Source organism: Winogradskyella psychrotolerans (assembly GCF_018860545.1).
Lineage (GTDB): Bacteria > Bacteroidota > Bacteroidia > Flavobacteriales > Flavobacteriaceae > Winogradskyella > Winogradskyella psychrotolerans_A.
Genome location: NZ_JAHKPN010000042.1, coordinates 1 through 16,828 on the forward strand (window position 1 = coordinate 1; position 16,828 = coordinate 16,828).

At 32.6% G+C, this 16,828-nt stretch carries 14 protein-coding genes and 1 riboswitch; of the genes, 6 read left to right on the forward strand and 8 right to left on the reverse strand.

Annotated features, from left to right (window positions below; all coding sequences use genetic code 11):
- Positions 1-190: 190 nt before the first annotated feature.
- The 4 genes from KO515_RS14035 to KO515_RS14050 form a co-directional block, all read right to left on the reverse strand.
- Positions 191-4,228 (reverse strand): hybrid sensor histidine kinase/response regulator transcription factor, encoded by a 4,038-nt coding sequence (locus tag KO515_RS14035; protein ID WP_215936972.1) that lies wholly within the window; start codon positions 4,226-4,228, stop codon positions 191-193.
- Between the two features lie 121 nt (positions 4,229-4,349).
- Complete coding sequence (locus KO515_RS14040; RefSeq protein WP_215936973.1) at positions 4,350-5,141, reverse strand: ABC transporter ATP-binding protein; 792 nt, start codon at positions 5,139-5,141, stop codon at positions 4,350-4,352.
- 1 nt (position 5,142) lies between these two features.
- Entirely contained in the window at positions 5,143-6,174 is a 1,032-nt protein-coding gene (locus KO515_RS14045; RefSeq protein ID WP_215936974.1) for a FecCD family ABC transporter permease, read from the reverse strand.
- Complete coding sequence (locus tag KO515_RS14050; RefSeq protein ID WP_215936975.1) at positions 6,175-7,323, reverse strand: ABC transporter substrate-binding protein; 1,149 nt, start codon at positions 7,321-7,323, stop codon at positions 6,175-6,177.
- Positions 7,324-7,527: 204 nt separating this feature from the next.
- Positions 7,528-7,759: riboswitch (cobalamin riboswitch) on the forward strand.
- Positions 7,760-7,788: 29 nt separating this feature from the next.
- Here KO515_RS14050 and KO515_RS14055 point away from each other — a divergent pair.
- Positions 7,789-9,639, forward strand: coding sequence for a TonB-dependent receptor plug domain-containing protein (locus KO515_RS14055; protein WP_215936976.1), 1,851 nt, complete (start codon positions 7,789-7,791; stop codon positions 9,637-9,639).
- Positions 9,640-9,649: 10 nt separating this feature from the next.
- Positions 9,650-10,696: a YncE family protein gene (locus tag KO515_RS14060; protein WP_215936977.1), complete on the forward strand. Its 1,047-nt coding sequence runs from the start codon at positions 9,650-9,652 to the stop codon at positions 10,694-10,696.
- Between the two features lie 111 nt (positions 10,697-10,807).
- On the opposite strand, the gene KO515_RS14065 is transcribed toward KO515_RS14060, so the two are convergent.
- Positions 10,808-12,238 (reverse strand): S41 family peptidase, encoded by a 1,431-nt coding sequence (locus KO515_RS14065; protein ID WP_252723881.1) that lies wholly within the window; start codon positions 12,236-12,238, stop codon positions 10,808-10,810.
- A gap of 164 nt (positions 12,239-12,402) precedes the next feature.
- Between KO515_RS14065 and KO515_RS14070 the strand changes: the two genes are divergently transcribed.
- From KO515_RS14070 to KO515_RS14085, 4 genes are read left to right on the forward strand one after another with little or no spacing between them, the layout of a single operon-like run.
- On the forward strand, positions 12,403-12,912 hold the full coding sequence (locus KO515_RS14070) for an RNA polymerase sigma factor (RefSeq protein WP_215936978.1): 510 nt from the start codon (positions 12,403-12,405) through the stop codon (positions 12,910-12,912).
- Positions 12,899-13,384, forward strand: coding sequence for a hypothetical protein (locus KO515_RS14075; RefSeq protein ID WP_215936979.1), 486 nt, complete (start codon positions 12,899-12,901; stop codon positions 13,382-13,384). The genes KO515_RS14070 and KO515_RS14075 overlap by 14 nt, the downstream gene beginning before the upstream one ends.
- Before the next feature lie 18 nt (positions 13,385-13,402).
- Entirely contained in the window at positions 13,403-13,972 is a 570-nt protein-coding gene (locus KO515_RS14080; protein ID WP_215936980.1) for a DUF4252 domain-containing protein, read from the forward strand.
- 14 nt (positions 13,973-13,986) lie between these two features.
- Entirely contained in the window at positions 13,987-14,532 is a 546-nt protein-coding gene (locus KO515_RS14085) for a DUF4252 domain-containing protein (RefSeq protein ID WP_215936981.1), read from the forward strand.
- Between the two features lie 19 nt (positions 14,533-14,551).
- Here the strand turns inward: KO515_RS14085 and KO515_RS14090 are convergent, their stop codons facing one another.
- The 3 genes from KO515_RS14090 to KO515_RS14100 all read right to left on the reverse strand — a co-directional run bounded on the left by KO515_RS14090 (position 14,552) and on the right by KO515_RS14100 (position 16,807).
- On the reverse strand, positions 14,552-14,788 hold the full coding sequence (locus KO515_RS14090; protein ID WP_215936982.1) for a hypothetical protein: 237 nt from the start codon (positions 14,786-14,788) through the stop codon (positions 14,552-14,554).
- Positions 14,789-14,791: 3 nt separating this feature from the next.
- Entirely contained in the window at positions 14,792-16,135 is a 1,344-nt protein-coding gene (gene purB / locus KO515_RS14095) for an adenylosuccinate lyase (RefSeq protein WP_215936983.1), read from the reverse strand.
- Between the two features lie 105 nt (positions 16,136-16,240).
- The gene (locus KO515_RS14100; RefSeq protein ID WP_215936984.1) at positions 16,241-16,807 is read right to left on the reverse strand and encodes an adenylosuccinate lyase; all 567 of its coding nucleotides are present in this window, start codon (positions 16,805-16,807) and stop codon (positions 16,241-16,243) included.
- Positions 16,808-16,828 lie beyond the last annotated feature (21 nt).

Consider the following 16,828-nt stretch of genomic DNA (forward strand, 5'->3'; position numbering starts at 1 on the left):
TTAATGTCTTATAAAATGAATAGGTAGTGTTGTAAGAACCTTATATTATAAATAAGAATTGAGGTGCCTTTAGTTGTTTAAAACTACACTTCCGTTGAGTGTTACGTAAAATTAAACTGATTAAAAAAAATGGAATAATACAATTGTTTCAAAAGATAGAAGTATTGTTCTAAGCTATTAAAAACAGTTGTTATGTGTTCTGTTTACGATATAGGACAGGTGTCATTCCTAATTCTTTTTTGAATATTCTAGAGAAATACGTTGAAGATTCAAAACCAACTTCAAATCCGATTTCGTTACTGTTGAGTTTTGTATTAACCAATAAGTGTTTCGCCTTTTCAATACGAATATGGTTGATGTAATTTGTAACAGACATTTCGGTTAAAGCTTTAACTTTTCTATGCAATTGTGTACGACTTGTGCCAAGTTCTTTTGCTAATTGGTCTATTGAAAGTTTATTGTTATTGTTTAAAGCATATTCTTGAAGATCACGAATTAAATCTATATCTAGTTGATTTGTATTTAGATGGTCTGAGCATTCTTTAAGCTTTAAAAGCTTACTAAAATAATTGATTTGTTCTTGTTTCTTCTGGAGTAAATTTTTAATAATAAGTAATAATTCGTCTTTATCAAAAGGTTTAAATAAGTAGGTATCTATTCCTAATTTGTGTCCTTTTAATATGTCTTCTTTCGCTGTTTTGGCGCTTAATATAATAAAAGGTATATGAGAGGTTTTTAGGTCACTCTTAATTTGTTTGCAAAATTCGAAGCCATCCATCATTGGCATCATTACATCGCTTATGATAAAATCAATATTTTTGTTTTTAGCAATTTTTAAACCTTCGATACCATTTTTTGCAATCGTAATATTGTAAATTTTGCCTAATAGTAGTGTTATATAATTTCTTATCTCTTTGTTATCTTCAACAAGTAAAAGCGTGTGTGATGCTTTTTTATTTAGTCCTGCAGTTTCTGTATCTTCTGTGGTTTTAGTAGTATCTGTAAATGGAAGTTCATATAAAACCTCTGAAGTGTTTTCAACTGTATTATTAATAGGTAATTGGATTGTAAATGTTGTCCCTTTATTAATTTTACTTTCTACATTGATTTTACCTTTTAAAAGATTGACAAGCTCTTTAGTAAGTGCCATTCCAATTCCATTTCCAATATCAATATTGTCTTCGAATGTTTTATAGTAACGATCAAAAATATAAGGTAAATGTTTTTCATTGATGCCTTTTCCAGAATCTGATATTATGATGATAAGATTTTGGTTTACTTTTTTAAGCTCAATATCTATTTTCCCTTTAGGCGGAGTAAATTTGATAGCATTAGATAATACATTGTTTATTATTTTTTGCAATTTATCATCATCAAAATCCATTTGTAATGATTCAATTTCTGAAAAGAGCGTAAGGTGTTGTTGTTTGGAGTCTGAGTGAAATTTGTAATAGGATACACATTGTTTTATAAAGACAATGACATCTCCATTTTTATAATTTGCCTTGACTTTTTTAGCATCAAAAGAAACTAAGCCTAAAATTTGGTTAACGAGTTTTAGTAATTGGTTTCCATTTCGATAAATTCCTTTTAACTTTTCAGTATTGTCATTGTTGATGTTTTCTTCAATTAGTATTTTAGATAACCCATTTATTAGTGTTAGTGGAGTTCTAAATTCGTGTGAGATATTGCCATACATTTTTGTTTTTAATTCATCAATTTCTTTAAGTTTTATACTTTCAGCTTTAGCTAATTTTTTGGAGACTTGAAACTTGTAAAATCGATTTACAATAAAAACAATAATTCCTAAATAAAATAAATATGCTAGCCAAGTTTTATACCAAGGTGGTAAAATACTTAGGGACATTTCTAAAGGGGCTTGATTCCATTCTACTCCTCTCGAAAAACCATTGATTTGTATGTTGTAATCACCAGAGGGTAAATTTAGAAATTGAATTCTTGAATCTGTAAGCATATTCCAATCTTCATCGGTAGGTAGAAGTTTGTAACCGTATTTTACGTTTTTATAGTCACGAAAATCGATTGATGAAAAATGTAAATAAAAAGGAAACTGATTGTGTTTGAACTCTATATGATTCGATTTTATAATAGATTTAGTTAATAAAGCACCCTTTGCATTATTTGGTTTTATAACTGAGTCCTTTATCTTTAATTCTGAAAAATATAGTTTGTTAGGTTGATCTATAGTTTCTATTTTTTGTGGGTTAAAATATGTTACTCCGCCAATTCCTCCTAAATAGATATGACCTTGATTATCCTTGAATTTTGCATGTATATCAAATTCATTACTCTGTATACCGTCTTCACTTTTATATTGCGTAAATTTTCTTTTACTCGTGTTAAATTTCACCAAACCATCGTTGGTACCTAGCCAAAGATTACCAAGGTCATCATCTTGAATAGTATAGACTGCAGCATTTGTAAATTGGTCTTGTTCCATCCACGACGTAAAAGAATTATCACCCAAAAACAAGTTTAATCCATGACGCGTACCTACCCAGATACTGTCGTTTTTATCTAATAATATATCATAAACAGAGTTATTAGAAAGGGTGTTCTTTTGTTTAGAGTCTTTATTGTAATTTGTAAAAATGGGGTCAGTATAATTACTGTTTTGAAAGTGTAATTTGGTTAATCCTCCTTGCGTTCCTATCCAAATATTTTGGTTTTTATCAGTACGTACGCACATGGTGACATTACTTTGTAAAGAGTTTTTATTTTCAGGATTATGTAAATACCGAGTTATTTTTGTTTTACCGCTATCTTTTGTTTCCAATCTAAAAACTCCATATCCATAAGTTGCTCCCCAAATATTATTATTTTGATCGAGTGTCATTCCCTTTAAAAAATCACCACTAATAGAATTCTTGTCCTTTGGGTTATATCTGAATATTGTAAATTTAGGGTGTTTAGGGTTAAAGGTTTTTAAGTTTAGCATTCGTATACCTCTAGTCGTTGCAATCCAAATTCTTTGGTTTTTATGATCTTTAACTATTTCTCTAACGGTACCAAAGGTGCTTGTTGAATCGTTTTCAACTTTTTCAAAATAGTATGGAGTACCATTTCTAATTAAATTTAAGCCACCATCAGAGGTGCCAATCCATAAATCTGTTTCGTCTTTTAAAATTGAAAAAATGACATTGTCATTAAGTAAATGGCTACCGCGTTTGTCTTTTGAAATATTTTGAAAGAAAGGGGACTTAAAATTCAAAAAATTTAAATTATTCGCTGTACCTGCTAATATTCTATCTTCATCAATTTTGAGTAATGCAGTAACGGTGTTATTACTCAGGCCATCTATGTTATTTTTTGATTTTTCAATTTTGCGTATAATTTTCATTTTTTTCCAATCTAATAGAAAAAGACCATTGCCTGTTCCAACCCAGACGGAAGAATCATTTTCTTTTAAGAAAGCGGATATGAATTTTACAGAAAAATTTGTAGTGATATCAAAATTAAATAGGTCAAGCTTTTTATTCTGAAAATTATAAATATATAATCCATAATCGCACCCAATTAATAAATGTTCTTCCGTATTATAAAACGAACGGATACGGCTATTAATTTTAAATTTAGGGGTAATAGTTATGTCATTACTTTTTTTAGGATTTATATTATAAATATTACCATCAAAGTCGCCAACCCAGAGCGTTTTATTAGCGTCATAAAGTAGAGCACCTAATGATAGATTAGGTAAATAGTTTTTTTGTGAAAATGTGTTATTTTCTAAATATTTAAGCTTATGCAATCCAGAGAGCCTAGATGCCACCCAAATCTCTCCATCATTATCTATAGCGAAATCGGATATGGTTTCATTTTCATTTAATGCATATTGCAGTTTTACACTATAAAAACGTTCTTTATCTTGATTGTAATACGAAAGGCCGTTACCAATAGTACCTACCCAGATATTCGATTTATCATCCTCGAGTAGTGTATTTGTTAGATTACCAGAAATACTTGTAGAGTCCGTATCATGGTGTTTATAGTGCTTAAATTTTTCACCATCAAATCTATTTAAACCATCTTGTGTCGCTATCCAAACATATCCGTTTTTGTCTTGCAGTATATCGTTAATAGTAACCTGCGATAGCCCTTCCTCGAGCGAAAAGTATTTAATATTTGGTTGTTGCTGTTGGGCATAACCAAAAAAACATAAGCAGAATGAAAGTTGAAATACAATATGAATACAATGTATAAACTTCATTTTGAGAAAATTTGGTTAAGGTTATATTTTCAATGAAGTAAGTTACTTGTTTTAATGCAAACTGCATAGATGTTTGTCAACGAGTTTATTTTAAGTGTGTTAGGTTGGTGTTCTTTCTGTTTTATGTCACTCTAAAACTTCCTGTTTTGTCATCAAAAACTATTAAATCTTTAGGGAATAGGGAATCGAAAACACCTTCAGAAATTAATTGACAGGGCTGATTACAGACTACCTTTTCCTTTTGCATAACAATCATGGTATCGCACAATTGAATAGCCAAATCAATTTCATGAGAAGAAAATAAGATTGTTTTACCCGTTTCTTTGGTTAATTTTTGAAGCAGTTTTAAGATATACGCTTTATGATACATATCGAGATGAGATGTAGGTTCGTCTAAAATAATGACGTCGGTGTCTTGTGCCAAAGCACGGGCAATCATTACTTTTTGTAGTTGACCATCACTAAGTTCGAAACATTTTTTATCCTTCAAGTTTAAAATATTTACATGGACTAATGCTTTGTTTATGATGGTTATATCGGCATCGGTTAAGTTTCCAATCCAGTTGGTATAAGGATGTCGCCCTAAAGATACCAATTCGAAAACCGATAAATTTTTAGACGTTAAAGGTTCTGTTAACACAATACTTAATTGTTTGGCGAGCTCTAAAATGGATGTCGACTTAAGGTCTTTGTCATTTAGTGTAATAGAACCTGATAATTCTGGTTGTACTTTAATGAGTGTTCTTAATAAGGTCGATTTTCCAATGCCGTTAGCTCCGACTAGGCCAATGAGTTGCCCTTTTTGCAATTCAAAATTTATATTTGAAGCAATAATCGTTTCAGCCTTCTTGGTGTTATAACCTATAGAAAGTTGGTTGGCTTTAAGAACGATATGTGAGGTTTCCGTTTTCATTTTAAAACATCATTTTACGTTGTCTCACTAATAACCAAATCACAACAGGCGCGCCAACTAAAGCGGTTATGGCATTAATAGGTAAGGTATAATCACTATTGGGAACTTGTGCAATAGTATCGCAAATTAGCATTACAATGGCTCCAAATAAAAAAACTGCTGGTAATAATATTTTATGATTGGTTGTTTTAAAAACCTGACGTGTTAAATGTGGAATGGCCAAACCTATAAAAGCAATTGGTCCAGCAAAAGCAGTTACAGTTCCTGCAATTAAACTGGTGGCTAGTATGATAATCAGTCGACTTTGTTTCAAGTTTAAACCTAAACTTTTAGCATAATTATCTCCTAATAATAAGCTGTTTAATCCTTTGATAGACGCGATACTTAATACAATACCAACAGCATAAATTCCGAAGAAAATAAAGAGTTCTTCCCAAGATAAATTACTCAAACTTCCAAAGCCCCAAAAGATGTATTGTTGTAATTGTTCGGCTGAACTAAAATAAGATAATACGCTTACGACAGCAGCAGTAATGCTTCCAAACATAAGACCAATAATAAGAATGGCCATAGTGTCTCTAACTTTATTAGAAACCATTAAAACAGCTAATAAAACCAAAAAGCTGCCTAAACTCGCTGCAATAACAATGCTCCATTTAGTCGTTAGTGCTGTAGCAAATAAACCACCAAAAAGTCCTGAGCCCAAGATAACTAGAGCAACTCCTAAACTTGCGCCAGAACTGATTCCTAACACAAAAGGACCAGCTAATGGGTTTCTAAATAACGTTTGCATCAATAATCCTGAAATTCCCAAACCAGAGCCCACCATAATTGCGGTTATGGCTTTTGGAAGTCGATACTCCAATACAATAATATTCCAATTTGAAGAGGTATCAATAGATCCGAAAAAGCTTCCAAAAATGGCTTTAAGCGGAATATTTATAGAGCCCAAACTAATATTCACCATAAAACACACCAATAACACTACTGCTAGCAATAGGAATTGAAATCGATATGTATTTTGGCTACTCAATTAATTTAAGCGTTTAAAGAAATAGGGTGTGTAATCCGTAAGCAACTCAAGATGGCAAATTTTTATTAAATCTTTTAAAACTAAATCGGGTCTTGCTGTTCCTAATTCATAGTATAATACTCCACCTGTCGCTCCTGTGGTGTTGGCAAAGCTATAAATGTTTTGATTTTTAAAAGCGTCAAAATTGGTGTAAAGTGAATTGGTATCTTCTAATTGTTTTAAACTTGAATAGTATGATGGACTTAGCCACAAGTCAGCAGCTTTAGCTTTGTCTAATACTACCTCAAAACTCAAGGCTAAACTACCGTTTCCAGAAGTGTCGCTCCATAAATAATTAACATTGGCATCTTTTAAAAATTGCGCTTCTGGGCTAGAGCCATTTGGTAAATACCACACATCTTTATGCATTGCGCCACTTAAAACAGTGGGTTGGTGCTGGGCTTGTTTAGCAATTTCTTTTGCTGCTAAATAGTCACGCTCAATGGTGTTAAATATAGAATCAGCTTCTTTTTCTTTATTGAAAAGTACACCAAAAAATTTAATCCATTCGGCTTTTGCTAAGGCTGAAGATTCTACCCAATCTCCATTGTATATCACAGGAACACCAGCTTTTTTAATGGTTTCAAAGGTTTTGTTTACACCATCGACTCCAAATCCAACGACTACATCTGGATTTAATTCCAATAAAACCTCTGTATTGATGCCTTCATTTTTACCCAATTCCCTTACCAAGCCTTCATCAATACGTTGTCTTGTTTTTTCAGAAGAAATATAGTTAGCGCCAGGAAAACCGATTAAAGTTTCTTCAACCCCTAAAAGTTCTAAGGCAGGAATGTGCGTGGTGGAGGTGACCACTGATGTTGTAATTGGGGTTATAATAACACCATCATAATCGTCTTTATTATAGGTGATTTTAGACGCTTGTTCTTTAGAAAGTAATAAGAAGCGGTATTTTTTTTCGGCTTTTGGCCAGGCTTTGGTTATTTCTATGGTAGTACTTTGGTTGGATTGAAGGATGTTAAAACCTTCAGCATATTTTAAAGTTTTTACCTTGTCTTCCATTAGCGGAAGTTGGTTCTCTTGGCTTTTATCTTCTTTACAATTATAAAAGACGAGTATAAAAAGTAATAAAACACGTGTAATTTTCATATGTAACCTTTGTAACTATTCGTTATGTGTTGAATAGGTAAATTTGTTAAAATTATTAGAGTCATGAGAGACGATTCAAATTTAACACTATATATCGTTGCAGGAATAATCATTGCACATTTTTTAATTGGCTTTATATATCTGCTGTATAAAATGAATAAAAAAAAGTGACAAAAATCAGGTATCAGCTATAATTAAAAGAGTACTTTTACCCCGAAATTAGGTTCTAATTGTTATGCGATTAGATTAAAAGGGAATCTGGTGAGATGTAATTATCAAGTCCAGAACTGTTCCCGCAACTGTAAGTTTTATGCTCAACGAGATTGGGCATCTCATTTATAAGAGTTATTACATTCTTCAAAACCACTGGCGTATTGCTGGGAAGGTGATGTGATAAAAAACAAGTCAGGAGACCTGCCCAATTCAAACAAAATTTTAAAGCTTTCGGGATAAAAGTGATTAAGTATGATACGAGCATTACGCGTTTTCTTAATAGTCTTTTTTAGTAGCCATATTATGGCTCAAGTTCCTTTGGATTCTATTCAACGCTTAGATGAAGTGGTGTTGAGTGATATAAAACTAAAAGATTTTGCTAATGGGTACAAAGTGACTGTGCTTAATGATTCTTTGCTCAAAAAAAACAATGCTTCATTCACGGATTTACTGCGTTTTAATACTAATATTTATTTTAAAGAAAATGGTTACGGCATGGTATCGTCACCATCGTTTAGAGGGACTAATGCTTCGCAAACCGCTGTAATTTGGAATGGACTTTCTATTAATTCTCAGCTCACAGGTCAAACCGATTTTAATACCATAAATACCACTAATTTTAATAGTATTGCTATTCGTTCCGGTGGTGGCTCAGTGCAATATGGTAGTGGTGCTATCGGTGGGAGTATTCATCTAAATAATACTTTGAGTTTTAAACAGCATTTTGATAATACGGCTACGTTGTCCTATGGTAGTTACGAGACTAAAAATGTAAACTATTTGTCATCGTATAGTAATGAGAAGTTTTCTGTAAATATAGGATTAGATTATAGAGATTCTGAGAATGATTATAAGTATCTAAATACAGATCAATCTAACGAAAATGGTGCTTTTCAGAATGGAAGTATAAACGCAAATTTAGGTTATGTGTTGTCTAGTAAAGATGTTTTAAAACTCTATCATCAATCGTTTATTGGTGAACGCGAATTTTCAGGAACGGTTTCGTCTCCTTCTTTAGCAAAATACGAGGATCAAAATTTTAGAACCATGTTAGAGTGGTCGCGTTTTGGAACTAAAAGCTATTCAAAATTAAAAGTAGCGCATCTACAAGAGCATTTTAAATATTTTGGAAATAAAAATACAGACAATTTTACCTTCGGAAAAGTGAATACTTACCTTATTAATTATACAGTAGATATTGATCTCTTGAAGGATTTAAAATTTAAACCCATTGTATCCTATAATTATTATGAGGGCAGCGGAAGTAGTTTTGGTAATCCTAACCGAATAGAATTTTCAACGACAGCCCTATTACTTTATAACCCAAATGAGAAATGGCACTACGGTTTAAATATAAGACAAGATGTAACTTCAGGTTTTGAGAGTCCATTATTATTTTCTTTTGATATGGCTTATGACGTTTCAAATTTTTACAAGCTGAAATTGAATGGCTCTAAAAATTACCGAGTGCCAACGTTTAATGATTTGTACTGGCAACCTGGAGGTAATTTAGATTTAGTACCTGAAACCTCTTATCAATTAGATTTAGGTCAAGAATTTACCTATAAAAATGCAAGTCTGAAGGTGAATACTTTTTATATAAAAACCTCTGATTTAATCCAGTGGACACCTAATGATTCTGGCTTTTGGAGTCCTGAAAATATTGCTGAAGCACAAAATTATGGAGCTGAAGCTAGTTTAGAGGTCACTCATAAAATTAAAGCGCATCAATTTTCGTTACAAGGTAATTATGCGTACACCGTTTCTGAAGATCTAGAAACTGATGCCCAACTCATATATGTGCCTTACCATAAAGCAAATATCAATTTGGCTTATGCTTATAAACGTATGTCGTTATTTGTGCAACATTTATATACTGGCGAAGTGTATACTACTCCAGAAAACTTATCGGGTACATTTTATAGTGTAGAAGCGTATCAACTCACCAATTTTGGATTGAATTATCAACTCTTCAAAACAAAGTCTCAGCAAATAGATGTAAGCTTAAAAGTGAATAATCTATTTAATACCGTATACGAGAACGTGGCGTTTAGACCCATGCCAGATCGTAATTTTAATTTTCAAATTCAATATAAATTTTAAACCAGTTACAATGAAAAAAATTATTTTATCAATGCTTGCAATGTCGTTATTAATCGTGTCCTGTTCTAGCGATGATGATGCAACACCATCAGCCCCTTTAGGAGCTTATGAAGACGGAATTATAGTTAGTGGCGAAGGCTCACCATCTTCTATTTCTTTTATTTCAGAAGATTTAACGACCTCAGAAAATCAAATTTATTATAATGTGAATAATGAAGCAACAGGTGTGTATTTACAATCTTTAGGCTTTAATGATGATAAGGCATATATTGTAGTAGATGCTGGTACAATTACAGTAGTCAACCGTTATACGTTTGAAAAGTTAGGGACTATTTCTACAGGGTTAACTACTCCAAGATATATTGCTTTTGCAAATGGTAAAGGTTATGTTACAAATTGGGGAGATCCTTTTGATGAAACTGATGATTTTGTAGCTGTGGTAGACTTAACTGCCAATACAGTCATTAGTACGATACCTGTAGGTAATGGACCTGAGCAAATTTTAGCGGAAGATAATTTTCTATATGTGTCTCATAAAGGAGCTTACACTACAAACAATATTATTTCAGTGATAAATACGTCTTCTGATGTTTTAACAACTACAATTACTGTAAATGATAATCCAGATGAAATGCTTTTGGATGATAATGGTGATTTAATCGTTTTAAGTAGTGGGAAACCAGCATGGACAGGGGATGAAACTAAAGCTGCCATTACAAAAATAGATATGGATACAAATACGGTATCTACAACACTAGAGTTTTCAGATGGAGAACATCCTGAATTGATGACGTATTTAAATGGAAATCTATATTACAACTTAGGAAGTTCCATTTTAAGCATTACAGATGATGCTACAGCAGTAACATCAACACCTCTTTTTACAACAGTAGCAACGACTTTATATGGAATGGCAGCAAAAGATGATCGTTTGTATTTTGTAGATGCCGTTGATTATACTAGTGCCGGACAATTATTTATCTATGATGATACGAGCTATTCATTAATCAATAGCTTTAATGCTCCTGTAGTTGCTTCAAAAATATATTTTAATTAAATAAAAACATGACTTTGGATAATTAAGTCTGTTTCATTTTTAAATCAAAAAAAAAGCCGCTTTTACCATGAGTAGAAGCGGCTTTTGTATCTTATAAAATAGAATTTCTTATTAATCGATGTGCATGTCTTGTTGAAGCGCAGTTATTGGCATTCTTAATTCTTCAAGTTCAAAATCTGCATTCTCGCTGAGATTAGAAGATCTACTAGATCCAGTGATTTCAGCTAAGGCCGCAGCTAATAGCGGTTCATCAACATCACCTAAAATCCCTAAATTACGTGCCGATTCAGAAAGTTCAATATCTGGAATCAAACCTGTGTAAGGCACTAGTTCGTCATTAACATTTGTAGAATTAGCTAGTAACGGTTGTAAAGCGTAGGTATGACTAGTATTAGCACCGGTATCAGAAAATAGGCTAGGTGAATCATAAACAGTTCTAGAGGCTTGTGTTTTTCCCACGGTGTTTTCGCCAATTACGACGACGTCAATATAAGAACTTAAACTATTTATAACCAGTTCACTTGCCGAGGCTGTTCGTCTATTAGTGGTTAATATGTATACGCGAGACAGATTGAGACTGTTTATAGAATTACCATTAATAGAACTTGTAAAGACGTAATCGGTGTCATTGTTAGATAGATTATCATTATAAAACAGTTTAGAGTATACTTGTCCAGTAAATTGCCCTGTTACCATACTACCTAAATAGGCAGCAGTTTGCACAGAACCTCCACCATTATATCTTAAATCAAGAACTAACTCTGAGACACCAGCAGCATCAAATTCAGCAAAGGCATTATTTAAGTTGTTATCAAATTCACTTGTAAAACCGTTATACATTAAATAACCAACTGAAATACCGCCTACATCTAAAACCTCTGTTTTATGAACAGGATTTTCGGTATATGAGATTTTGCTAAGACTTGCACTATCTCCAGACAACGTTACGGTATCGTCATCAGAAGTATCAGGTGTTCCGTTATCAGAATAATTCGCCAGATTCAACGTGTATGATGTGGCACTTAATAAATCGATATAATTACTTGCCGTTAAATTTTCATCATTAACGGCTCTAAAAAAATCGCCGCGTTGTAAATTTAAGCCTTCAGCAGGACTATCAGCCAATACCAAAGTTATCACTCCAAAAATTTCAGTACTACTTCCAGGTACATAATATAAGTTGTATTCTATACCATTGCTTAGAGACGTGCCAGATAATGCATTTTGTAAATCAAAATAATTACTATAGATACCACTAAACCTATCAATCTCATTTGGTAGGTATAATATGGATTCAAATAATTCTTCTGGCGTCGAATAACTATTTAAATATGTTTCGTATTCATCGGTACTCATAAAGCGATCATCCGCTAAATCTGGTATTTCAGATTTATATAAGTAGACATAATTCATAGCTTTCCAAACAAAGTCATTAAGCTCTAAAGTAGTTGCTGGGACTATATTATCATCCATATCATCATAACAGCTCGTCGCACTAAGTGCTAAAAGCAAGGACAGCAATGCAATTTTAATTGTTCTCATAAATAATTAGTTTTCTTTTGTAGCAATTCTTTACTGTATAATGTAAAACTCTAAATTTACTCACAATATTGTAAAAAAAAGAAATCTTTGTAACAAAACATAAAGTGTATCGTCGTAATTATGAAGGCGCGTAAAACTGACTTCACCAACCAATCAAAAAACTAATGAAGCAAGCAGATTTTGTAAGCTTAGTAATGCCATTTAAGGATAAAGTATTTCGTTTAGCGAAACGATTACTAGTGTCTCGTGAAGAAGCAGAAGATGCGACACAAGAAATACTTTTGAAATTATGGAAGAACAATAACAAGATTGGTGACTATAAAAATGTGGAAGCGTTTTCAATGACGATGACAAAGAATTTTTGCTTAGATCGTTTAAAATCTAAACAAGCCTCTAATTTAAAAATTGTTCATAGTAATTATACGGATAACAATACGTCATTACAGCATCAAGTTGAAGCAAAAGACAGTGTGGATTGGGTGTCTAAGATCATGGAAGACTTACCAGAACAACAAAAAATAATAGTGCAGTTAAGAGATATTGAAGAATATGATTATGAAGATATCGCTAAAATGTTAGACATGAATGAAACTGCGATTCGCGTAAATTTATCTAGAGCACGAAAAACGATAAGAGAAAAATTAACTAATACACATCAATATGGTATTAAATAATATAAAAACATTAATAGAAAAGTATAATAATGCAGAAACATCTTTGCAAGAAGAAGCGCAACTAAAGGCGTACTTCAACGGAGATCATGTGGCACCAGAATTTGAGCATTACAAGCCCATGTTTATATACTTTTCTAAATCAAAACAAGAACAGTATACCAAAGACGTTCCATTAAACTCTAAGAAAACAAAATTGTATCAATGGATTTCTGTCGCAGCTGTTGCCGTTCTAATGCTTGGTTTAATTGTGCCAAGTTTTATGGGTCCTACAGAAGAGGAAAAACAAGAAGCCCTTATGGTGTATAACCAAACGATGGAAGCTTTTAGTTTAATTTCTTTAGGGATGAATGAAGGAAAAACACAATTATCAAGTTTAGCTTTAGTTGGTGAGAACATCAATGAAGGTGCTCAACAAGCAAGTAAACTAAGCCAATTTAGTATAATGACAAACAAAATTTTGAAAAACAATTAAAACAAAAAATCACGAATTATGAAGAAATTAATTATAATCACAGCCCTTTTATTGACACCAATATTGACATTCGCTCAAGGTGTATTCGATAAATATGAAGATATTGATGTGGTCGCATCCTTCGTTATTAATCAAAAGGCTTTTAGAATGTTAGCCACTATAGATATGGATATTGATGATCCTGAAGCGAAAGAATTTATGGAAATGGTTAAGAAGATTACGGGTCTTAAAGTATTCACTACAGGAGATGATAAAGTATCTGCGGATATGAAGTCTACAGTAGATTCTTATCTAAAATCGTCTAAGCTTGAAGAATTAATGCGCTTTAAAGATGGTGATCAAACCGTGAAGTTTTACGTAAAAGAAGGTAAAGACGAAAACCATGTAAAAGAATTACTGATGTTTATGTCAGGTTTGAAGGAGTTAACTGAAGGACAAGATATAGAAATTAACGGTAAAAAACGTGTGTTTGAAACCGTTGTATTGTCTTTAACAGGAGATATTGATTTAAGACAAATATCTAAAATTACCAATACAATGGATATTCCAGGTGGTGAGCAGTTAGAGAAAGCTGGAAAAAAACAATAAATAAAAATAATCACATGATACAATCAATCAAAAAATCAATAGTGATGTTGCTTTTGGTTACAGCTTTTACAAGTTGTAATCAAGGGCCTACATTGCAAACGTATTACATAGAAAATGAATTAAAACCAGGTTTTGCTTCATTTGATTTGCCAACAAGTTTTATTAATGTTGAAAATGTTGACATGACAGAAGAACAGAAAACAGCCTATAATTCTGTTGATAAGCTGAATGTTTTAACATTTATGAAAGAGGATACCGATGCTGAGGATTACAAATTAGAACTCGGAAAAGTGAATACGATTCTTAAAGATTCAAAATATGAAGAGTTGATTCGTGGTGGTAGTCCAGTAGATGGAAAATTCGTAGTGAAGTTTTTAGGAGATATCGATAATATTGATGAACTCATTGTTTTTGGACACGCTAAAAACAAAGGCTTTATGATCGCTAGAATTTTAGGGGATGATATGAATGCTAATAAATTAATGACCCTAGTTTCTGTATTAGAAAAAGGAGATTTAGACAAAAACCAATTGCAAGGGTTAACAGATTTTTTTAAATAATCTGACTATTATTTAAATGTTAATGAGAATCGTCTTGAGGAGTATCTTCAAGACGATTTTCTTTTACATCATTTTTTGCTGCAAATATAATTGCTGTAATAAATAAAGATCCAAAACAGATAAACAGCATAACTTTTATAATAAAGTAGTCTAATACATCACATAACCCAGCAATAAACAAACTTAGGACTAGGATGGTTACGCAACTTAATACAATTGCGTCTGTTGTTTTTGGTATTAGATTTGAAATACTCATAAACTATATTCCGGTATAATTACTTGGCGTTATCGCTTTTAATTCCGATTTAATAGCATCAGAAACCTCTAAGGTATCAATAAAATTAGAAATAGACGTTTGTGTAATCGCTTCGTTCGTTCGCGTTAAGCCTTTTAAAGCTTCATAAGGATTAGGATAGCTTTCACGTCTTAAAATCGTCTGAATTGCTTCCGCTACAACGGCCCAATTATTTTCTAAATCTTGTGCGAATTTTGGGGCGTTCAATAATAATTTTCCTAAACCTTTTACGGTAGATTTAAACCCAATAAGTGTATGTCCAAAAGGCACTCCTACATTTCTTAAAACGGTACTGTCCGTTAAATCGCGTTGCAATCTAGAAATCGGTAGTTTTGCAGAAAGATGTTCAAAAATAGCATTAGCAATACCTAAATTCCCTTCACTATTTTCAAAATCAATAGGATTTACTTTATGTGGCATTGCAGAACTTCCAACTTCACCAGCTTTTATTTTTTGTTTGAAGTAATCCATTGACACGTAAGTCCAGATGTCTCTATCCAAATCAATAATTATAGTATTAATACGTTTTAAGCCATCAAACAAAGCGGCTGCATGATCGTAATGTTCTATTTGCGTTGTAGGAAACGAATGTTGCAAGCCTAATTTTTCTTGAACAAATTGAGTTCCAAAGGCTTTCCAATCGATGCTAGGATAAGCGACTTTATGTGCGTTAAAATTTCCTGTGGCACCACCAAACTTAGCAGCACTAGGCACGTCGTTTAATAAGTTGAATTGCTCTTTTAATCGCACTGCAAAAACCTCAATTTCTTTACCTAAGCGTGTAGGTGAGGCTGGTTGACCGTGTGTTCTCGCTAACATTGGAATGTCAGCCCAATCTTTAGCTAGACCTTCTATTTTTTCTAAAAGGGCGCTATATTCAGGAACATACACATCATTCATAGCATCCTTTATACTTAAAGGAATAGCTGTGTTATTGATATCTTGAGACGTTAAGCCGAAGTGAATAAATTCCTTGTAAGCTGATAATTCTAAAGCATCAAATTTATCTTTAATAAAATACTCAACAGCTTTAACATCGTGATTGGTAACTTTTTCAATCTCTTTAATGGCTGAAGCATCAACAGCAGTAAAATTTTTATAAATAGCTCTTAAATCTTCAAAAACAGAACTAGACACCGCTTCTAATTGCGGTAACGGTAATTCACATAAAGCGATGAAATATTCAATCTCTACTAAAACACGATATTTAATCAGTGCTTCTTCTGAGAAATAATTGCCTAAAGCTTCAACTTTAGATCGGTATCTACCATCGATTGGTGAAATTGCATTAAGAGGTGAAAGTGCCATGTATGTCAGTTTTTTTGAAGTGGTAAATATATGGAAGTATGTTTGAAGTTTGAAACGCCAAGCACGAAGTTTTTTCGATATTTACTAACTCCGAATTTTAAAGTTCTAACGGTTCTTTATCTTCTTTAAAATATGCTTCGCTCTAGCTTTAAAACCTGAACTTTGCATTTCATAATCGCGTTCTAGAATAATGGCGAGTTCTGGATGAATCCAATCGTACTCGGTTCCTAAGAGATATAAGCTATTCATGCTATACGCTTTAGGAGCAATTTTTTCGTCATTAATCATCCAATCAAAACATGCGGCAACAATATTTTCTCTATGATTTTCAGAGAGTGCTGATTTTATGGCGTTGTCCGTTTTAGAATAATAAGCTTTTGTGAGATATTCACAAATTTTAGCAACAGGTCTCACCGCTGGATCTAAATGGACTATCGAAATATTTTGGGTAAAGGTATCGAGATGCGGAATTATAGCATTGAGATGTTCTCCACACATAAACTCTAAAACCCAAGCTGCTCTGCACGAAATTTTATCATCTACCTCAAATAGAATGTCTAAAAGTGGGGCAACCAATTCCGGATTATCAATGATAAGGTGAGCGTACTTCAATCGCATATCGCGCGAATGGTTGACGTAGTTTAATTCCTTATAGAGTTCTGCTTTGGTCAAATGAAAATTGATTAATTTAGT